The 19577-nt window shown below is 59.3% G+C and carries 18 protein-coding genes; 6 read left to right on the forward strand and 12 right to left on the reverse strand.

Annotated features, from left to right (window positions below; all coding sequences use genetic code 11):
- Positions 1–500 precede the first annotated feature (500 nt).
- From pdxS to RA302_RS03050, 7 genes are all read right to left on the reverse strand, one after another.
- The gene (gene pdxS / locus RA302_RS03020) at positions 501–1418 is read right to left on the reverse strand and encodes a pyridoxal 5'-phosphate synthase lyase subunit PdxS (protein WP_166501734.1); all 918 of its coding nucleotides are present in this window, start codon (positions 1416–1418) and stop codon (positions 501–503) included.
- Between the two features lie 13 nt (positions 1419–1431).
- Positions 1432–3024: a N,N-dimethylformamidase beta subunit family domain-containing protein gene (locus RA302_RS03025; protein WP_166501735.1), complete on the reverse strand. Its 1593-nt coding sequence runs from the start codon at positions 3022–3024 to the stop codon at positions 1432–1434.
- A 1-nt stretch (position 3025) separates the two neighbouring features.
- Positions 3026–3991, reverse strand: a complete 966-nt coding sequence (locus RA302_RS03030; protein ID WP_338479332.1) for a carbon-nitrogen hydrolase family protein — start codon at positions 3989–3991, stop codon at positions 3026–3028.
- An 8-nt stretch (positions 3992–3999) separates the two neighbouring features.
- The gene (locus RA302_RS03035; protein ID WP_166501737.1) at positions 4000–5163 is read right to left on the reverse strand and encodes an acyl-CoA dehydrogenase family protein; all 1164 of its coding nucleotides are present in this window, start codon (positions 5161–5163) and stop codon (positions 4000–4002) included.
- Entirely contained in the window at positions 5160–5669 is a 510-nt protein-coding gene (locus RA302_RS03040) for a MaoC family dehydratase (protein WP_166501738.1), read from the reverse strand. The genes RA302_RS03035 and RA302_RS03040 overlap by 4 nt, the downstream gene beginning before the upstream one ends.
- 72 nt (positions 5670–5741) lie before the next feature.
- A complete protein-coding gene (locus RA302_RS03045) occupies positions 5742–7223 on the reverse strand; it encodes an aldehyde dehydrogenase (RefSeq protein WP_166501739.1) in 1482 nt (493 codons plus the stop codon).
- Positions 7224–7253: 30 nt separating this feature from the next.
- A complete protein-coding gene (locus RA302_RS03050; RefSeq protein ID WP_338479335.1) occupies positions 7254–8525 on the reverse strand; it encodes an aminotransferase class V-fold PLP-dependent enzyme in 1272 nt (423 codons plus the stop codon).
- A 283-nt stretch (positions 8526–8808) separates the two neighbouring features.
- On the opposite strand from RA302_RS03050, the gene RA302_RS03055 reads away from it, so the two are divergent.
- The 3 genes from RA302_RS03055 to RA302_RS03065 are packed head-to-tail and all read left to right on the forward strand — an operon-like array spanning position 8809 to position 11452.
- Positions 8809–9333 (forward strand): Lrp/AsnC family transcriptional regulator, encoded by a 525-nt coding sequence (locus tag RA302_RS03055; RefSeq protein ID WP_080726711.1) that lies wholly within the window; start codon positions 8809–8811, stop codon positions 9331–9333.
- Positions 9334–9362: 29 nt separating this feature from the next.
- Positions 9363–10229, forward strand: coding sequence for a CoA ester lyase (locus RA302_RS03060; RefSeq protein ID WP_166501741.1), 867 nt, complete (start codon positions 9363–9365; stop codon positions 10227–10229).
- Entirely contained in the window at positions 10226–11452 is a 1227-nt protein-coding gene (locus RA302_RS03065; protein WP_166501742.1) for a CaiB/BaiF CoA-transferase family protein, read from the forward strand. Before RA302_RS03060 ends, RA302_RS03065 begins: the two co-directional genes overlap by 4 nt.
- A gap of 429 nt (positions 11453–11881) precedes the next feature.
- On the opposite strand, the gene RA302_RS03070 is transcribed toward RA302_RS03065, so the two are convergent.
- From RA302_RS03070 to RA302_RS03080, 3 genes are all read right to left on the reverse strand, one after another.
- A complete protein-coding gene (locus tag RA302_RS03070) occupies positions 11882–13204 on the reverse strand; it encodes an MFS transporter (protein WP_225320247.1) in 1323 nt (440 codons plus the stop codon).
- Positions 13188–13715 (reverse strand): carboxymuconolactone decarboxylase family protein, encoded by a 528-nt coding sequence (locus RA302_RS03075; RefSeq protein ID WP_019746699.1) that lies wholly within the window; start codon positions 13713–13715, stop codon positions 13188–13190. The genes RA302_RS03070 and RA302_RS03075 overlap by 17 nt, the downstream gene beginning before the upstream one ends.
- A 73-nt stretch (positions 13716–13788) precedes the next feature.
- Complete coding sequence (locus tag RA302_RS03080; protein ID WP_020968303.1) at positions 13789–15219, reverse strand: MFS transporter; 1431 nt, start codon at positions 15217–15219, stop codon at positions 13789–13791.
- 251 nt (positions 15220–15470) lie between these two features.
- On the opposite strand from RA302_RS03080, the gene RA302_RS03085 reads away from it, so the two are divergent.
- The 3 genes from RA302_RS03085 (at position 15471) to RA302_RS03095 (ending at position 17265) form a co-directional block, all read left to right on the forward strand.
- Positions 15471–16277, forward strand: a complete 807-nt coding sequence (locus RA302_RS03085; protein ID WP_166501744.1) for a DUF748 domain-containing protein — start codon at positions 15471–15473, stop codon at positions 16275–16277.
- A 198-nt stretch (positions 16278–16475) separates the two neighbouring features.
- Positions 16476–16853: a metal-sensitive transcriptional regulator gene (locus RA302_RS03090; protein WP_003941137.1), complete on the forward strand. Its 378-nt coding sequence runs from the start codon at positions 16476–16478 to the stop codon at positions 16851–16853.
- Positions 16854–16860: 7 nt separating this feature from the next.
- Entirely contained in the window at positions 16861–17265 is a 405-nt protein-coding gene (locus RA302_RS03095; RefSeq protein ID WP_037129304.1) for a 6-carboxytetrahydropterin synthase, read from the forward strand.
- Between the two features lie 92 nt (positions 17266–17357).
- On the opposite strand, the gene RA302_RS03100 is transcribed toward RA302_RS03095, so the two are convergent.
- Both RA302_RS03100 and RA302_RS03105 read right to left on the reverse strand, forming a co-directional pair.
- Positions 17358–18908, reverse strand: a complete 1551-nt coding sequence (locus RA302_RS03100) for an ABC transporter substrate-binding protein (RefSeq protein ID WP_338479344.1) — start codon at positions 18906–18908, stop codon at positions 17358–17360.
- Between the two features lie 163 nt (positions 18909–19071).
- Positions 19072–19509 (reverse strand): hypothetical protein, encoded by a 438-nt coding sequence (locus RA302_RS03105; protein WP_095971004.1) that lies wholly within the window; start codon positions 19507–19509, stop codon positions 19072–19074.
- Positions 19510–19577 lie beyond the last annotated feature (68 nt).

Consider the following 19577-nt stretch of genomic DNA (forward strand, 5'->3'; position numbering starts at 1 on the left):
TCCTGAGAAACCGAAACGGTCTCGTATCGACCTGTTCTCGCCGGAGTATGTCGCCGTGTAGCGACGGTGGTGGGGCGTCGTACACGGCGGCACTGGAATAGTCCGTTGCGTTCCACGTGAGCTGTAGCGACCTTGGCGGAGTGTATCTGTGTGCTCTTAACGGCACTCTCCGATTGTTACCGATCTGCGGCGAGACCCCTCGCCGCAGCCTTTTGTGTCGGCATTGCCTGTGGATCGGGAGATGATGTGAATTCCAAGTCTGCTGTGAATCTCGAACAAGTACATGAAGAAGTGGGGAGCGGACTTTCGGCGATCGGTGGTTCCCGGCTCTTGCCGTGTAACACCATCAGTGTCGGGAGTAGCCGAAATGGCCGCCACATCGGTTGCTGGACAGTCGAATTACTCGTCAACAGACTAGTTTCCGATTTTCCAGACTCGATGATGGCAGCCATTGTTCGGTTCTCAGCGTCTCAGCTGCATATCCTCGTATCGATTGTGGGCTACCAGCCGCGCTCTGCGAGGCGGTGTCCGACGGGTAGGTCGTCGACGTTGATGCCGACCATTGCCTCGCCGAGTCCGCGCGAGACCTTGGCGAGCACGTCCGGGTCGTCGTAGAACGTGGTGGCCTTGACGATTGCCTCGGCGCGCTGCTTCGGGTTGCCGGACTTGAAGATACCTGATCCGACGAACACGCCTTCGGCGCCGAGCTGCATCATCATCGCAGCGTCTGCGGGGGTGGCGATGCCGCCGGCGGTGAACATGGTGACAGGCAGCTTGCCTGCCTTGGCGACCTCGACGACCAGTTCGTACGGGGCCTGCAGTTCCTTGGCGGCTACGTACAGTTCGTCCTCGCTCAGCGAGGTCAACCGGCGGATCTCGCCGCGGATGGTGCGCATGTGTGTGGTGGCGTTGGAGACGTCTCCGGTGCCGGCTTCACCCTTCGAGCGGATCATGGCCGCGCCTTCGTTGATGCGACGGAGCGCTTCACCGAGGTTGGTGGCGCCACACACGAAGGGAGCGGTGAACTTCCACTTGTCGATGTGGTTGGCGTAGTCGGCCGGGGTCAGGACCTCGGACTCGTCGATGTAGTCGACGCCGAGGCTCTGCAGGATCTGAGCTTCGACGAAGTGACCGATGCGTGCCTTGGCCATGACGGGGATGCTGACGGTGGAGATGATGCTGTCGATCATGTCCGGGTCGCTCATGCGCGAGACGCCGCCCTGTGCGCGAATGTCTGCGGGGACCCGCTCGAGTGCCATGACGGCGACGGCGCCGGCGTCTTCGGCGATCTTGGCCTGCTCAGCGGTGACCACGTCCATGATCACACCGCCCTTGAGCATTTCAGCCATGCCGCGCTTGACGCGTGCGGTGCCGAGTGCAGCTGAGGTGGACGGGATATCTGCCAATGAATGCGTCATGTGTTCCCTTTCCTTACATTCCCGTGTAGTGGTGATCGGTCGCTTTGTGCCTATCAACAGGAGTCGCGGCGCAAAGTCGTTCGATCACGTTCAGTGTTATGCGCTCGATCAGTGGGTCGTGGCCGCGAAGGCCGAATGCCCAGTCCGTACATCCGGTGGTGAACACGACGCCGCCCTTGGTGTACATCCCGAGCACTGCGTTTCCGTGGCCCAACCGACGCGCTGCCGACGAGTCGGTGCTCCCGAACAGTCGGTCGGCAAAAAACTCGAGATCGCCTGGTTCGTCCTCCGCCAGGGCTGCGTTGGCAGGAAAATCAGTGAATGATGGTGTGTTAGACCATTGTCGGGCAGGTGAAGTCGCAAGAATCGTGAACGTTTCCGGTGTTCCGTCCTTCGACGTCGGCCTAGGTAACCCGTCCTCTCCGAGAACGAACTCGCAGCCGTCTGCCTCGTATCCGACTACGACGTTCTCAGAGCCGACGAGATCACCGTAGCGAAGTCCCGTACCCTCGAAGACCCAGTGATCAGGTCGCCAGACAGAGTAGCCCCCGGTTCCACGCGGAGCTCCGTAGCCGACACGTGCGTACCCCCCACGAGTAAAGCTCACTCCGGTCAATAGATTCTCCGGACGTCCGATGACAGGGTCAGACCAGCAGCCGGTTAGGAATCTGCGGTTGTCGGTATCTCTCACAGGATCCTTCGTCAGAGCGTCATACTTATAGGACGTCATGGTGCGGCCATCGTCATCCAGGCGCACCTGCCACCCCACGCTGTTGCCTGAGAAGAACGCAACATTGCCGCCTTCGGCAATAAATTGTTCGAGCGTGTCACGCATTCCCCACGACCAGTACTCGTCGTGCCCGACGCTCAGGACCAAATTCTTGCCGTCAAGGACTTCCGGGTGTAACTCCAGGTCGGAACTCACTGCATAGTCGAGTTCGATCGCGTTTTCCTCTGCCCACACGACGAACGGCTCTTCCCAGTTGAACCAGCCTGCGGCGGCGCTCCACCCTGAAACTCGGTGTCGATCAATGTAATCGCGCTGTCGAGCTAACTCTGGATCATAGGTTCCATGCGGTGTGGCGGCTCGTAACAGCTCGCCAGGGGGACGGCGAAGCAGTCCAGGCGCGATGGGACGCTCAAATGACACTTGGACTCCACCTGTATACAGGTTGTTCCCACCCCAGTCGTTGTAAGCGCAGTAGGTATTGGTTGTTAGAACAAGGAGAATCTTCGGACTCGTGACGGATTGGGCCGAGCGAAGTACGAAGAATGCAGGTGTCTCGAGGACCTCGTCTCCGTTGGCGCGAAAGAGCACCTCGTAGTATCCCGGTGCCCATTCAGCGGGCAGTGTGAACGAGAGCGTCGCCGACCAATCGCACCCGCGGGCGTAGGCATCTTCTGGAGTCGACTGGTGGATGACTGTCACTTCGTTCTGTGCCCAGACCACCTCACGGTTTCGCCCGATGCGGGCGATCTCGACGGTGCAGACCTCAGTTTCGCTTCGAGAACTGAGGTGGAGAGTGAGTTCTTCGCCCGGTTCGTAGCTCAGCTTTCCCGCGTAGCCCTCGATCCGGCCTTGGATCATGTTCGGTGGTGACTGCATTTCACGACACCTCCGGGGCGAGACGACGGGAATCGGCACGTCCGAAAACGGGCGCGATTTCTCCATTGACGAGAGCGTCGTATGTGTAGGGCTTTCGATACGCGTCGCCCCACACTTCACTGGCCCTGAACTTCCTCAGAGCGTTCAGGTCGATATCGGCGTAGTAAATACCGGGGTTATCCTCGGCGAGTAAGAGAGTCGGGTCGAGAGGAGTTCGGTCCGGTTCGAAGCAAACTCCGCTGTACACCACCGAGCGCCCGTTAAGGTTCAGCGGATACTCGCGAAGGGCGGCCTCGGGTGTACTGGTGTAATTCGCCATCGCCACCGACATCATGTTCTCGAAAGCGCGGGTTCGGAACTGAGCGATCCGATCGTCCGTGAGGTGACAAGCATTCGGCACCAAGACTAGTTCTGCGCCCTTTGTCATGAGTATCCGCGCAGTCTCGGGGAACTCACGATCGAAGCAAATCATCATTCCGACGGCGACGGTGCCGGCGGCTGTATCCAATTGAACCACCGGCAAATCTTGGCCGGGTGTGAGGGCAGCCTCCATCCAGTAATCGCAGGTGTGAATCTTGGCGTAGGTCGTGAGGATCTGGCCATGACGGTCGATGAGTGTGGCAGCGTTGCGGGGGAGTGGATCCCACTTCTGTAGGTAGGTTGCCACGATAGCGACACCTAGTTCGCGGGCCAAGGTTGCGAAGTGCTGGACGAATTCACCCTGGTCATCGGTCGCCATGGAAATCCATTCCTGGCGTCCGGCATCGTCATCCGGGCAGGCGATGTATCCGATCTGCCACATTTCTGGGAAGAGGACGATGTCTGCTGCCGCGGCAGCGGCTTGACGGACAGCGCGCTCTCCCTCTTGGAGAGCGCGTTTCGGGTCCTGTCCTGGTGTGGGCTGTTGAACCAAGGCAATTTTCAGGTGGCGGGAAGCCACAGGTATTGGTGTAGCGGACGTCATCATGTATCTCCTCAGAATGAGCGGGGGAGGCCGAGAACCCGCTCGGCGATATGAGAGAGGATCAGGTTTGTCGATACTGGTGCAACTTGGTACAGGCGTGCCTCCCGGAACTTGCGCTCGATGTCGTACTCACGAGCCATGCCGTAGCCTCCGTGAGTTTGCATAGCTACGTTGGCTGCTTGCCAAGACGCGTCTGCCGCCAAGAGTTTCGCCATATTTGCTTCCGGCCCGCATGACAGTCCAGCGTCGAAAAGATCGGCCGCTTTCCATCTCATTAGGTCGGCCGCTTCGATATCTATATGGGCTCTCGCAATCGGGAACTGAATACCCTGATTCATTCCGATGGGTCGATCGAAGACGACACGTTCGTTGGCATAGTTGCGTGACTTCTCGATGAACCATCGACCGTCACCGACACACTCAGCCGCAACGAGAATCCGTTCGGCATTCAGTCCATCGAGAAGATAGCGGAAACCGGCGCCCTCATCGCCAATCAACGAATCTGCAGGGATCACCATGTTGTCGAAGTGGAGTTCGTTCGTATCGTGGTTGACCATGGTCTCGATGGGCGTGACCGAAAGCCCTTCAACTTCGCGCATATCGATCAGAAACAGCGAGAGTCCATCGGTCTTTTTGGTGACCTGGTCGCGTGGCGTCGTTCTGGCGAGAAGCAGAATCAGGTCGCTGTGATTGACCCGTGAAGTCCAGACCTTCTGTCCTGACACCACGTAGTGGTCGCCGTTGCGGACAGCCTTCGTTTTGATGCGTGTCGTTTCGGACCCAGCGTCGGGTTCGGTTACAGCGAATGACTGTAGCCTGACCGTCCCATCTGCGATCGATGGTAGGTACTTGTCCTTCTGTTCGGGGCTGCCGTACTTCAATAGCGGACTCATCGTGTAAAGCTGAGCGTGTACCGGAGTCGCCACCCCGCCACGAAAACTGATTTCCTCCAGGAGAACCGATGCGTCTCCCAGGTCGAGGCCGAGTCCGCCGTACTCGGCCGGAATCAGTGCGCTGAGCGCACCTGTTTTGGTGAGATCGTCTACGAATTGTGTTGGGTATTCACTTTTTTCATCGATTCCCCGCCAATAGTCCGGCGAATAGCGACTTAATACGTGGGCGACGACACTGCGGAAGTCTTCCCGGATTGAATTGTCCTTCCGCCTGTTGGTCATGCGGTCACCGCCGTGTGCCGATCGCTACCGCGCTGCGGTCCTTGCCCGCGCTTGTAGATCATGACGTTGCGTACGTAGGTGACGACCTCGTCGCCCCGCTGGTTGTATCCAGTCGTACTCACCGTGACGATTCCCAAGTTCGGTCGTGATGTGGACTCGCGCGCAGCGAGGACCTTGCTCAGAGATGAGATGGTGTCGCCCTCGAACACTGGGTTCGGGAGCTGAACCGCATCCCACCCCAGATTCGCGAAAACGTTCTGTGAGATCTCGGCCACGCTCTGGCCTGAAACCAACGCGAGGGTAAACGCCGAGTTCATGAGTGGCCGGCCGAACTCTGTCTGTGCGGCGTACTCATGATCGAAATGGAGCGGCGCAGTGTTCTGAGTGAGTAGCGTGAACCAGATGTTGTCGGTGGTGGTGACTGTCCGCCGCGCGGCGTGCTCTATCAGGTCACCGACGACGAAGTCTTCAAAGAATCTTCCAGCTGGTGCTTTGTGCAAAGTCATTGTCTCTCCTTGCAATTAGCCGAGTGAGCTCGGCAGCTTGTACGGCCTAGTTGGGATGGTGGGCCGGTGGTGTCAGCCGATGGTGAACGGATCACGACTGGCGCCTTCGAGTTCCACCCAGATTGACTTGTTTTCCGTGTACTCGCGTAGCCCTTCGAGTCCACTTTCGCGCCCCCATCCGCTCTTCTTGAATCCACCGAACGGAACACCCGGTGCGGACAGCCGGTAGCAGTTGACGTAGATGCTTCCTGCGCGCAGCTTCGCTGCGACGCGGTGCGCGCGATGAACGTCCTTGGTCCATACGGCCGCTGCCAGTCCGTATTCGCTGTTGTTGGCTTCGGAAACCGCTTCTTCCTCGGTCTCGAATCGCATGACACTCAACACAGGGCCGAAGGCTTCTTCTCGGGCGATGCGCATAGTGGGTTTGACATCGGTGAGCACGGTCGGCTGGACAAAGAGCCCGCCCAACTTTGGATCCGGGCCTCCGCCATAGGCGACGGTTGCGCCCTCGTCCTTCGCGGACTGCAACAAACCGAGCACTGTAGCTAGTTGGTTGGCGTTGGCGACCGGACCCATCTCAGTTGCCGGCATCTTCGGGTCACCCAACTTGATCGTGCTGGCTCTATCTACTATGCGTTTGACCAAATCGTCATGAATGCTGCTGTGCACGAGCAACCTTGAACCTGCCATGCAGGTCTGTCCGGTGGCGGCGAACACTCCGGCGATGATGCCACTAGCCGCTGCATCGAGGTCAGCGTCCGGAAAGACTACCTGCGCCGACTTGCCGCCTAGCTCTAGTGACATACGCGTGAGATTCTCGATGGCGCTGTGTCCGACCTGAATTCCGGTCGCGGTGGATCCGGTGAACGCGATCTTGTCGATTCCGGGATGCGATGCAAGGGCTTTGCCGGTTTCCGGACCGAGCCCGGTCACAATGTTGACCACACCGGGTGGGATGCCGGCTTCAGCAAAACACTTGCCCATCTCCAATGCCGACACGGGCGTGTGTTCCGACGGCTTCAAGACAAACGTGCAACCCGCAGCCAGTGCTGGCGCTAGTTTCCAGGTGGCGAGGAGAAGCGGCGAGTTCCACGGGATGATTGCGCCCACTACGCCGACTGGCTCTGGGCGCGTGTAGACGAAGTAATTAGGCTTCGCTGATGGGATCGTCGCACCCTCGATCTTGTCTGCCAGGCCGGCGAAGTAGTAGAACCATTGGGGCAGATAAGCTGTTTGCGCTGACATCTCGCGTAGAAGTTTGCCGTTGTCTCGGGTCTCGATCTCACCGAGTCGGGGCGCTTCTCGCTCGAGGATCGCAGCGAGCTTACGCAACCTTGCCCCACGCTCGGTGGGCCCTATTCGATGCCATTCGCCTTCGAATGCGGCACGTGCTGAGGTGACAGCTCGGTCGACGTCGGCTGCGCCTCCATCCGGCACGATCGCCCAAGGTTGACCCGTCCACGGATCGAGGGTTTCGTACGTACCACCCGAAATCGCCTGCATCTCATGGCCGTCGATCAACATGCCGTACTTGTTCATTGCGGTTCCGCTCATCTCTTCCTGCCGTTTCCTCGAAGGTTTCGTTCAAGCGCCATATGTGGTGAGTTCGGCACCGTCGATTGCAACCCCGGTCCGTACTTCGTTTGCGGCTGCACGAATCGCTTCGATGAATTCCTCGTAGTAGTGCGCTGGCAGTGGGCTGAGGAGAAACTGAAGGCGAGGGGGGCTCACTGCGAGCATTGCCGGCCATCCGTCGCGCTCGAGCACGTTTGCGACGCGTTCAATCTGGCACTGCGGATCAGTAGAGGTGAACACGATGATTCCACTTTCATGCGGAGCGACGAGTTCGAATCCGGCGATAGTTGATAACCCTTTCGCGAAAATGTCTGCCCCGGAAACGATCTCCTGGGCGATCTGCTCATATCCGTCCCGGCCAAGGGCGACCAAGGTTGCCCATGCTCCTGCGAGGACGGCACCGGATCGGCTTCCTGTGAAGGCCGTTCGGCGGTACGGCCTGAAGGGCCAACTCGACGCGACGTCGATGCTGAAGGAGTGATGGCGAATAAGTTCGCTCGAATTCACTGAGAGCGTCGAGATTCCGGTGGGAGTGAATCCAAATTTGTGCAGATCTGCAGACACGGATGTCACGCCCGGATAATCGAATGGTGTCGTTGACGACTCGCCCGCGACTCGCTTCAACGCAGGCAGAAGGCAACCACCCACGCAGGCGTCGATGTGGAACCACAAGTCGTGTGTCTGTGCGAGTGCGGCGAGCTCTTTGACAGGATCTAGGGTTCCATGCGTGTAGTTCGGCGTTGAAGCCACGAGAAGGACGGTGTTCTCGTCGATCTGGTTCGCCATGGCTTCGGGGTCTGCGCGGAATTCGTTTCCTACGGCAATCCGTCGGACGTCGATTCCCAGTTCTTCCGATGCCTTGTCGAAGCTCGGGTGCGCCGTTTCCGGGATCACCATGTTGGGTTGGCCAGGGACTCCACCGTTTTCGCGAGCCTTGAACAGTGCGCCTTTGACTGCCAAGAAATTGCTTTCCGTCCCGCCGACAGTGAGAGTGGTCGCCCCATCTTCTGGGACGCCCAGGTGGTCGCGCACCATTGCCAGCAGTTCGGCTTCGATCACGTTCAGGCTCGATGGTTTTACAAAGCCGTTGAGATGTGCAAATTGGCTCATCGCCGCACGCGAGGCCGACAGGGCCTTGTCGGGAAGTACTGGCCACAAGGTGTCCGGCCAGCCCGTATGTAGCGGTGGATCGGACGCAAGTAGTTCGTGCAGGCGCTGTTCGATCTCGTACTGCCGCCAGCCGGAAGCCGGCATTCCCGTCAGAGATGGTTTGGGTGTCATGGCTCTCCACTTTCGATTGCGAAGGATTGCTGTGAATGCGGATATGGGCTCGATCAGACGTAGATTCGGCGAATATCGGCTTTGCTCACCATAGTACTGGCGTCAATAGCTTGACAAGTGGTCTCTACGAGCCTAAATTCGCTTTCAGTAGAAAACGGCTCCTCGATTGACTGGGCAGAGATCGAAACAACCGCCGAGCCACCTCGCGTGACAGGACCTCATCGGTCCAGGATTGGATGGGGATCGATCGAATGTGAATAGCAGTCAGAGGAAGAAGGAAAGAATGTTCGAACTTGAGCACGGGGAAGGCGAGATTGCCCTCGACGAGCAGGATCTGGCCATCATTTCTGGCTTGCAGGAGGACGGGCGTCGTTCGTATGGCCAATTAGCCAAGACCGTAGGCCTGTCCGAGACGGCAGTGCGTCGGCGCACTCAACGTCTGATCGATTCGGGAGTCATACGCATCGTTGCGGTATCGGACACGGCGTACCTGCGTAAGACGGTCGGAGCTACGGTCGGAGTGTTCTGCGACGACGACGCGACCGCGGTAATCGAAGCCCTCGATGCAATGCCGGAGGTTGACTACATCGTCTCTACGGCTGGCAAGTATCGACTTCTTTTCGAAGCGCAGTGCAAGAGTAACGACGAGTTGTTTCAGCTCACGAACAGAGTCCTCAGTGTTCCTGGCGTGAGCGGTCTCGAAACGCATTACTACATCAAGTACCACAAGCAGACGTACACGTGGCCCCCCGGCGTGGAACGCAGAAACGTACAGGACCAAGTTGATGAGCCAGATGCGACCATATGAATACCGAACCTGCGTTGAGGTGCTGACCGATGGAATCCGCTGAAGCGTCCGTGAGGAGGAGTGCGACGCCCAGCTGGTTGTCCGGACTGACGACCTTTCTCTTCACGCCCGGATCGAGTGAGAAGCTTCTCGCGAAGGCACTACGGTCACCCGCAGACGCGGTGGTCATTGATTGGGAAGATGCTGTCCGCTCCGACGAGAAAGCCAAAGCGCGTGAACTGACGAGCCGAGTCTTGAGCGAACCGCAATCATTTCAAGGACCTTGCCTTGTTCGAGTGAATGCAGTCGACACGCCGGATCATCACGCTGACATTGCCGCGCTTGCCGACGTCGAACCTGACGCCATCGTTTTGCCGAAGGCCTCAGTGTGCGCGTTGGATTCTTTGCACGACAACGGACTTCCAGTGATTGCCATTGTCGAAACTGCGATTGGGCTTCAGGACGTTGAAAGGATTGCCAACCATCGACTGGTCCAGGCGGTGGCCTTCGGGGCTGTCGATTTCGCCACTGAACTGGGAATCGTTCCATCCGCAAACGGGCTCGAATTCTTGTATGCGCGATCTCGAATCGTGGTCGCGTCTGTGGCGGCTGGACTGCGCTCACCCATCGACACCGCATATGTCGATGTGGCTTGTTCTGAGGGCCTCGAACGTGAGGCCAAGTTTGCCAAATCGCAAGGCTTTGGCGCGAAATTCTGCATCCATCCGGGACAGCTTGACATTGTCGCACGAGCATTTCGGCCGTCCGAGAAGGACCTCGAATGGGCACGGCAAGTTTTGGAATACCTTCCGCCCCAACATAATGGCGGGGTTTTTAGAGCAGGAGACACTATGGTGGACGGGCCTGTGTTAATGAGGGCACAGCGCATTCTGCAGCAATGCGAGGAGCAGCAGTGACCGTGGTTAGCAATGATGAAGCAGAATCGAACGACCGGCCGCTGAACGGGATGAGGGTAGTAGACCTCACCGGCTCCATTGCTGGCCCGTTTTGTTCACAAACTTTGTCCGCGCTTGGCGCAGACGTGATCAAGATCGAACACCCCACGCGTGGTGATGACACTCGATCCTGGTCTCCGCCAGACTGGGGAAGTGAGAGCGCAGCCTTCCTTGCCAACAACGCGGGCAAAAGGTCGATCGGAATAGACCTCAAGTCGACTGAGGGCCGCCAAGTGGTGTTGGACCTTGCCGCGCAGTCACACGTCTTCCTCCAAAACCTGAGACCTGGGCTCGTCGACAAGCTTGGGATCGGATTTGGCGACCTTAGCTCCGTCAACGATCGAATCATCTACTGCACGATCAGCGCATTCGGAAACGCAGGGGAGAGATCGTCCGAGCCCGGCTACGATCCATTGATGCAGGCAGCTGCCGGAATAATGAGCGTAACCGGTGAAGCTGGACGTTCGCCGGTCCGTGCTGGCGTGTCTCTCGTCGACCAGGGTTCCGCGTTATGGGCGGTTATTGCGATTTTGTCCGCCTGGTGTACACGGGAGTCTCGAGATGGGCCACATCTCATCGAAACGTCCCTCTATGAGACTGCCCTCAACTGGATGCCTGTCCACGTCGCGAGCTATCTGGCAAATGGAACGCTGCCGCAACCGATGGGAAGCGGAATGGCAGTAATCGCTCCGTATGAAGCCTACGAAACCGCAAACGGTTCATGGCTCATGATTGCTGCCGGAAATGATCGGCTTTTCGTCCGAGCCTGTTCCGTTCTGGGTCTTGAAAACCTGCCGACCGACGAGCGATTTCATACCAACCGTGAACGCGTCCGACACAGGGACGAATTGGCCGCGATACTTGGCGCCTGTCTATTGGCTCGCCCTGCCAGCGAATGGGTCGCGGAATTCAGAGTAGCTGGAGTCCCGGTGTCAATCGTTCAAACGATCGATCAGGTCGTCAACGATCAGCAGACAGAGGCGCTCGAACTTCTGCAGCCGATGGTGCACAAGAGCATTCGAAATTTCCGATCGGTAAGGCCACCTCTGACTATCAACGGCACGCGTGTGACCCATCGATTTGCGCCGCCATTGCTTGGCGAGAACTCTTGCGAGGTGCTCCGTGAGATTGGATATAGCGACCAGAAGATTTCCGATCTGGAACGCGGCGGAATTATTGCGTAGCGGCACTTCGGTGAAGGGCGGATGCCTGCCTGCGACACGAATTCGCCGATCGGGCAGAAATCAATAACGAGTGATGCTCGACTTCATTCATGTCGAATATTCGCGTTTCATGCCACCAAACATTTGATGGTGACGTGTGGATCATCGGTGAATTGCAGTGGAACAGGTCGAGTCGTCTGTCGCGAACGGTAGCTATTGGTCGGGAATTTTTGACATGATCTGGTTCGTCGGCCTTGAATAACGCGTAGGTCCTTGCGCTTGATTCGGGCTGATCGAGCACTCCCCAAAAAGAAGCGTGCCTAGTGTGGCCAGTTTGGGCAGAATTTCGATAGATCGCGATCGAAAGTTCTTAAACTCTTGCCAAATTCGGTCGGTCCTCTCATCTTGCCACCGGCAAGAAGTCGGTAGCTGTCTTCCAGGTTGTATTCGTCAGACGGCGCGAGCGCACGCGCACTGGGTGGCCGCCAAGGTGCATTCGCCTCGCGTGGTTTCGTACGTCGCCTGTCCGGGCAATTCAGCAACTGTCTCCCGAGGCCAAAGTGCAAATCCTGCAACGGCTCCCACTGCGGCAAGCGCTGCAAGGATGCTCCAGGTGACCGCAAATCCCGCGCTCGAACCAACCCATCCGGCGATCGGATAGGTGACAAGCCAGGCGAGGTGTGACAGGGAGAACTGGGCTGCGAATACCTCCGGTATACCTGCGGGCTCGACGGAGCGCCGAAGTACTTTTCCGGTCGGCGTGACGATCATGGCCATCCCGGCGCCGACGAGTGCCCACACTGCGGCAGTGAGCATCCACGTGAATACACCGGCCACGGCGAGGGCTGCTGCCGCGCTGGCACTGACGACCAGGACAACGGAACCTGCTGTCATCACAGTGCGTTCAGCGGTTCTGTCGAGAACGCGTGGAAGAAGCAGCGCGGTCACCAACGTGCCGGTGCCTGACGCGGCAAGCATCCACGCCACGTCGGATTGGGTTCCACCGAGCTCGTCGCGGACGTAGTTGACGGTGTTGACCACGACGATCGAACCGGCTGCTGCCACCACGAGATTGAGTGCCATGATGCCGCGCAGTCGCGGTGTGGTCACGAAGATTCGCACCCCCGACGCGATCCGATCCCACGCCTTGCGGTGAGTACTCCGACGAGCGTTGGGGATTCGGGTGGCCAACACGAGCAGTGCCGAGACCGCAAAGCCCACGGAGGTGGCGACGAACAACAGGTTGAATGTCATGAAGGACAGTGCGACTGCGGCAAGAACAGGGCTGAGCAGGCTTTCCATAGTGTAAGCGACCTGCGATGCCGACAGTGCGCGGGTGAAATCGGCCTCGTCGGTCACGATGTCAGGAATGACCGCTTGGAACGTGGGAGTGAACGCTGCCGACGCAGCTTGGAGAACGCCTACCAGCACGTAGATGTGCCAGATCTCGCTGACGAAGGGCAATGCGATCACGACCGCTGCACGAAGGGCGTCGAGGGCAACGAGGAAAGCCCGTCTCGGCAACCGGTCGACGTACGCCGCCGCGAGTGGAGCGATCACGACGTACAGGGACATCTTGATCGTCAGCGCGGTGGCCAGCACAGCTCCGGCGCTCGGCCCAGCGAGTTCGTAGGCGAGTAGACCCAGCGCAACCGTCGCCAATCCGGTGCCGAACAGCGCGATGATCTGGGCGCTGAAGAGCAGGCGATAGTCGCGAATCAAGAACAGACGCATGCTGTTCCGTTCCGGTGCGGTCCTAGCGGTCCGGTTCATCTGGTTTCACTCCCGCGACAAGATTGAAAGCTCCGGTCAGGACATTGAGGGCGACGATTCCGACGACGTCAGCGATCTCGCGATCACCGTAGCCGTGCGCTCGAAGGCCCGCGATGTGTTCGTCTGAAATCGAGGCAGGCTCCCGATAGACGCGAAGCCCGAGGTCGATCATTGCCGCGATGGCAGGATCGGCGGACGTGCCCGCGCGGGCACGCTCGATCTCGTCCGCCTCGACGCCGTTGGCGTGCGCGGCGGCGACGTGGGCTTCGAGGCAAACAGCGCAACCTTGCTGGACCTGCACAGCGATAGAGATTCGCTCGGTGATCTTGCGGCTGAGTTTCGCTCGCTTCATTGCCCGGCTGAGTTGCAGATAGCCACCCAGTACGGCGGGCGAATGAGCCATCGCCGCGACCATGTCACCGACCTGTCCGTGACGGTTCACGAGTTCGGCGAGAAGGTCTTTAGATGCACCGACAGCGGTGGTGGGCGTGAGAGATGCAAGGCGCGACATAACGAGTCCTAAGTGGTTCCGCCGGTGGTGGGTTCGGCTGGTGACAGCCGGCCGAACCCACCACCGGAGTTGGTCAAGAATTGACGGTGGATTGAACGGTTCGAGGATCGTCGACCTTGGTCGACCGCATCACGACCGCGGTGATTGCTGCGCCAACCACTGCGATGGCGGCTGCTCCGAGGAACACGGCGGAGAAACCGTTCGTCAACTCCGTCAGGTCACCGAGTTGATCAGCGCCGAACACTGCTGCGATCGCGGTCATCACCGCGAGGCCGACAGCCGAGCCGACCTGGTAGCTGACGTTGACGATGCCGGAGGCCAATCCGCCCTCTTCCGGGCGTGCAGCCGAAATCGCCGTACCGAGTGAGGGAATGAACGCCAGCGTCATACCTGCCGCAGCCACGAGCGACGCCGGCAGTACGTCGACCCAGAAGTTGCCGGTGGGCCGGATCAACGACATCCAACCCAAACCGATTCCCAGTACCAGCAATCCGGTCACGATCATCGCTTTTGCACCGAAGCGTGCCATGGCCCGTGGTGCCACGACGACCATGCCGAGCATGACGAAGATCGTCATCGGCAGCAGCGCCGCACCGGCCGGGAAGGCGCTGTATCCGAGCACTTGCTGCAGGTACAGGTTCAGGAAGAACCACATCGGTATCCAGGCAGCGCCGAGGACGAGCTGAGCGATGTTCGCGGCACCGAGGTTGGGCGCCTTGAAGATTCCCAGACGCACCAGAGGTTCCCGACGCTTGGACTGGATCAACACGAATGCACCCAACAGAGCGGCCGAAACGGCGAGCGCCAGCCACGTCTGCCCGGATCCCCATCCGACATCAGGTGCTCTGACGATGCCGAAGACTCCGACAGCAAGACCTGCGGTGACAGCGAGTGCGCCGAGGAAGTCGATCGACCCGGTACGTGCCGGTGCGTTCGGCATCAGGAGGGGAGTAGCGATCAGTGCGATGACGGCGATGGGAATGTTGAGGTAAAACACCCAAGGCCAGCTGGTGTATTCGGTGATGACGCCGCCGAGGAACACTCCGGCCGTACCGCCTGCCGGGGCGGCAGCGCCGTAGATGGACAGCGCCTTGGTCATCTCTTTCTGCGTGCTGCCGAACAGCATCATCAGCAAGGTGAGCGCCGATGGTGCGATGAGTGCGGCACCGGCACCCTGAACGGCGCGGCCCGCAAGTTCGACGGCAACGTTACCGGCGGCACCGGCGACAACGGAACCGATCAGCAGGATCAGCCAACCAGCGGAGAACACTCTGCGGGCGCCGAACAGGTCGGACAGGCGGCCGCCGAGGAGGAGTAGCCCGCCGAATGCGATGACGTACGCATTGAAGACCCAGGTCAGGCCTTCCTGGGAAAAGCCGAGATCGCTCTGCATCTGGGGGAGAGCGACACCGATGATCGAGGTGTCCATGATGACCATGAACTGAGCGGCGGCGATCAACGCCAACGCCCACCACTTACGGGTGGATTTCGGTTGTGTGGACATTCTGAGTTCCTTACCTGTACGGGGTATAGGTGATGCTCGTGTGGTCAGGGGGTGTCGAAAGCGAGCCTGGGCGACATCGGCGCAGCGCTTCGTCGAGGTGCGCGGGGAAATGCTGTTCTTGGAACTCATTCGGCCGGCGCTCTGCGTAGATGCGCATCGGATCTCCTTCGAGTGAATTCAGGGTGTTCGAGTAGTTCGTTGCATACCCTAGGGGGGTATGGTACAAATTGCAACAGGTTCGAATTCAAGGAGTGTCGAACCCGACGCAGACGGCAACGGAAGTGCTGCCGACCCAAACTTTGGAGGGCAAGATGTTCAGCGGCAACGGCTACACACTGGAATTGGCAACGTCGGAGGCGGCCGTCGGCAGCCATGTCCCCTTGCAGTTCCGGATCCTGGATTCGGTTGGAACTCCGTTGACCAGGTACACCGACACCCACGACAAGCAGTTGCATCTGATCGTGGTCGGTCTGGACCTGACCGGATTTCAACACGTGCATCCCGAATTGGACGAGAACGGAAACTGGCGTGTGTCAGTCGATTTCGATCACGCGGGAGACTACCGAGTCTTCGCTGACTTCACCCCGGACGGGGGTGACGGAATGACGCTGAGTGCGGATGTACGCGTCGCCGGGTCCTATGATCCTCGGCCGTTGCCCGCCGCTACTGCCGCCACGACGGTCGACGGCTATACCGTCTCCCTCGAAGGCGCGGCCCATGCCGGCCAGACATCGAAGCTCACGCTCTCGGTTAGTCTTGACGGAATCCCGGTCACGGACTTGCAGCCCTACCTTGCCGCGTACGGGCATCTGGTCGCGTTGCGTGCCTCCGACCTCGCATATCTCCATGTGCATCCGGACGGTCATCCCGGTGACGGTGTCACGCCGGCTGGACCGGCAATCACCTTCTACGCCAACATGCCGAGCGCTGAGGACTACCGGTTGTTCCTGGACTTCAAACATGGCGAAGTGGTACGTACGGCGGAATTCACGCTGACGGCCGACAATGCGACCACGCCTGGGGTCGAACACTCGAGCCACTCGCACCACGGGCACTGAAACCGAATGCGTTTCGCAGCAACGGGAAAACGGGCATGGGCAATCGCCATGCATCCATCTGTTCGCGCAGTAGCGAAATGCGTGGCGATGTGCGCAGTGATTGCTCTGCAAGACAACGGAAGTCGAAGAGTCTCCGCACATCGCCCCGGTAACGAGAATTGTTGCGAAGTCACGCGTTGGCGAACAGGAGGACATCGAATGTCGGAAGCGACAGAAGTGGGCAGTGCGCCAAGCAGTGCTCCAAACAGTGCCCAAGGCAGTGATGCGACCGGCGATGTGTGCTGCACGGGAGATTCGCACGGCTACATCACCGCCAAGGGCGACTACCTGGCGCGTCTGCGTCGCATTGAAGGTCAAGCTCGCGGCCTGCAGCGCATGGTCGACGAGGACAAGTACTGTATCGACATCCTGACGCAGGTGTCGGCGATGACCAAGGGCCTCCAGGCGGTGGCCATGGGACTGCTCGAGGACCACATCGGCCACTGCGTCGTCAAAGCCGCTGTTGCCGGTGGGCCCGAGGCGGACGCGAAGATCAAAGAAGCGAACGAGGCGATTGCGCGATTGGTCCGCTCATAGAATTGTGATGAATGTTGATACCTTGGTGCGCATGTTCAGTATCGAGATCCGTCGTACATTCGCTGTGAGGCAGGGGCTTCCGGCACCGGTGCGGGACGCGAAAAACTTGCCGCCGCTGATGCCTGCCGAGGGTTTTCGCGTGACGATGCGAGTGGCGTTCTCGTTCGAGGACGACCAACTCGGAGAACGTGGATGGTTTGTCGACACGGACGCTCTGGACGAGTCCGTCGATCGATGTGCCGAGCAATTGGCGAGCGGTGCCTGGCCGGAGATTTTCGATTTCCGTCCGTCATTCGAGAATGTCGCGAAGTGGGCTTTCACTGAACTTGCGTCCAGCATTCCTCAGCTGACCTACGTCGAACTCGACAACGAGACGATCGGTGTGGCAACAAGATACGTCAGATCACAATGATCTGACGTATCTCGTTGACGCACCGCGTTCGGTCGACCGGCCTACTGGTAGAGGCGCAACGCAGAACCGATGAAGGTCTTACCGAATGCGAGTCAGGCCTTGTTGAAGTAGAAGCTCAAGACCGTATCTGCAAACGGGACTGCGGACACCGTTTTGGTGATCTGTGACTCGGCGTCCGCCCACTCCGCGCACGCTGCTTCGCCGGTCAAGCCGGATGCCTTGGCAACGGCTGCTTCGTAGGCGGGATTGTTGATCGAAGAGAAGTTCTTACCTGCTGCCGGAGCAGGACCGGAGAAGAACGGGACGAACCCGCTGGGAACCGAATTGTTGATCTGGATCCACGCGATGTCCCACTGGTTGTTGTCCTTGCCACTGAGCATGACGTCGACAACCTTGGTCTGGTCGGCTCCTGTCACCTCGACGGTCGCACCGAGGTCGGACCATGCCGACTGGGTGAGCTCGGCTGCCGCGCTGCGCGCATCTTCGCCGGCAGCGTAGAAGAGGCGGAGGGTCAGCGGCTTTCCGTCCTTGCTTCGTTTGCCGTCGGAGCCGGCGGTCCAACCTGCAGCGTCCAGTGTTGCCTTTGCTGCGCTGAGGTCGAAGTCCGGAATGTTGCCTGCGACAGAGTCGTACACACAGGCTCGGGGCTCGACGGAGACAAGACTTGTTGCACGGGTGCCCTGGCCGCCAGTGATGACTTCAGCGAGATCGTCGAGATTGACAGCCTGGACGAGAGCTTTTCGAACGGCGGGATCACTGGTCGGATTGTCCGCAATCTGATTGAAGTACATCTGACCGGCGGGAAGTGGGCGCTGGACCGAGTCGAAATTGGCGGCATCGATGCGATCCTTGTCCGGACCGGCGATCGGAGATGCGCTCAGTTCGCCTGAGAGAAGCTGGTTTGCTGCGGTGCTGACATTGGGTGCCATGACAGCAATGACTGTCTTGGGGACACCCGGTGTGTCGGAGGTGGTGTCGTCGGGCCCCCAGCTGTAACCGTCACGACGCTCGAACGTGTAGTGGTCATTGGCCGAGACTTCGGTGACTTCGAACATGCCGGAGCCCAGCGACTTGTTGTTCGAGGCGGTCGGATCTTCGAGTCCGGCATCGCACATGATCGGGAGGCGACTGATGGTGAGGAGGAGGAACGGGGTCGGCGCCGGAGTGGTTACCGTAATGGTGCGGGTGGCGAGATCGGCAGTGGCCGAAGCGCCGATGGGTACTGTGGTGCCGCGTTGTTGTGAACCCTTGGCCGGATCGGCTACGAAGTTGATGTTGTTTGCGACGGTCTGTGCGGTCAGCGTCGACCCGTCGGTACAGGTCACGCCTTCACGAATGGTGAAGGACGCGGAGGTCGGCGTTTCTTCCCACTTCTCGGCCAACCATGGTTTGAATTCACTGGTTTCAGGATCCTGGTAGACGAGGGAGTCGTACGCCAGCTTCGAGATTTCCGCGGTTGCCGCAGAGCCGGACATGATCGGGTTGAGTGCACCCGGATCGGCTTGCAACGCGTACCGGAAGGTTCCGTCTGTCAGAGGCTCACCGCCGCCAGAGCCCGAGGACGTGCCTCCCGAGCTGCAAGCCGACAACACGAGCGCGAGCCCCGCGGTCGCGGCAAGCGTCGAATAGGAGCGGTGTTTCATTGTGCCTCCGTGAAGGAGCCGGGGCCCCGGGACGAATCGTGAGGGCGCAGTCGAGTGTGACCGCTAAATCTTGGCGTAGGACGTGACGGGCATCTCGGTCGATCTTCACGAAAATTGGGCGGATTTTTGTTCGATTTCACGAAGGTTGAAGGTTTGGTTCAGTTCACGGGGAGTCGAGGTCACTTCGTCGTGGCCACTCGGTCTCCGTGAGCACGGCTGCTGGAACTGACCTCAACGGGGAGGTGGGGCCGAGACCGTGGAGGTCTTCGTCGTCATCGATTCCGGACCAGAATTCGTCCACCGAAACATCAAGGCCGAGAACAATCCACGGCGGTCCGGCTTCTTGAAACGCGTACGAGACAGTCCCGGTGCGCGGAACTGTCGCATCGAACAGTCGGTCTCCGACGGGATAACCCTGCTGCTCGCCGACCAAAGTCAAGGTCGTCGGATCGAAGGATGCCTCGCGCAGTATCTTCTCGACGGTGCGGTCGAAACTCCGCTGGGTGCTGAACTCTTCGTCCGGGCTCGAACCGCTGAACTCGGGAAAATGCGCGCAACACAATACGTGTGAGCTCTCCGAGTTGGAGTACAGGCGAAACACGGGAAATCCACCGGCCACGAAGCGTGACGTTAGCAGAGCGTCAAAATGGAGAAGTTGCTGTTTCGGCA

The sequence above is a fragment of the Rhodococcus sp. DN22 genome, assembly GCF_036669995.1.
Taxonomy (GTDB): domain Bacteria; phylum Actinomycetota; class Actinomycetes; order Mycobacteriales; family Mycobacteriaceae; genus Rhodococcus_F; species Rhodococcus_F erythropolis.

Bases quoted from the DNA above. Each gene is read 5' to 3' on its own strand.
- RA302_RS03095 (WP_037129304.1), top strand. From the start codon at position 16,861: ATGAATGTTGATACCTTGGTGCGCATGTTCAGTATCGAGATCCGTCGT.
- pdxS (WP_166501734.1), bottom strand. From the start codon at position 1,418: ATGACGCATTCATTGGCAGATATCCCGTCCACCTCAGCTGCACTCGGC.
- RA302_RS03050 (WP_338479335.1), bottom strand. From the start codon at position 8,525: ATGACACCCAAACCATCTCTGACGGGAATGCCGGCTTCCGGCTGGCGG.
- RA302_RS03035 (WP_166501737.1), bottom strand. From the start codon at position 5,163: ATGACCAACAGGCGGAAGGACAATTCAATCCGGGAAGACTTCCGCAGT.
- RA302_RS03075 (WP_019746699.1), bottom strand. From the start codon at position 13,715: ATGTCGCGCCTTGCATCTCTCACGCCCACCACCGCTGTCGGTGCATCT.
- RA302_RS03045 (WP_166501739.1), bottom strand. From the start codon at position 7,223: ATGAGCGGAACCGCAATGAACAAGTACGGCATGTTGATCGACGGCCAT.
- RA302_RS03060 (WP_166501741.1), top strand. From the start codon at position 9,363: ATGGAATCCGCTGAAGCGTCCGTGAGGAGGAGTGCGACGCCCAGCTGG.
- RA302_RS03090 (WP_003941137.1), top strand. From the start codon at position 16,476: ATGTCGGAAGCGACAGAAGTGGGCAGTGCGCCAAGCAGTGCTCCAAAC.
- RA302_RS03080 (WP_020968303.1), bottom strand. From the start codon at position 15,219: ATGTCCACACAACCGAAATCCACCCGTAAGTGGTGGGCGTTGGCGTTG.
- RA302_RS03070 (WP_225320247.1), bottom strand. From the start codon at position 13,204: ATGAACCGGACCGCTAGGACCGCACCGGAACGGAACAGCATGCGTCTG.
- RA302_RS03040 (WP_166501738.1), bottom strand. From the start codon at position 5,669: ATGACTTTGCACAAAGCACCAGCTGGAAGATTCTTTGAAGACTTCGTC.
- RA302_RS03100 (WP_338479344.1), bottom strand. From the start codon at position 18,908: ATGAAACACCGCTCCTATTCGACGCTTGCCGCGACCGCGGGGCTCGCG.
- RA302_RS03030 (WP_338479332.1), bottom strand. From the start codon at position 3,991: ATGATGACGTCCGCTACACCAATACCTGTGGCTTCCCGCCACCTGAAA.
- RA302_RS03055 (WP_080726711.1), top strand. From the start codon at position 8,809: ATGTTCGAACTTGAGCACGGGGAAGGCGAGATTGCCCTCGACGAGCAG.
- RA302_RS03025 (WP_166501735.1), bottom strand. From the start codon at position 3,024: ATGCAGTCACCACCGAACATGATCCAAGGCCGGATCGAGGGCTACGCG.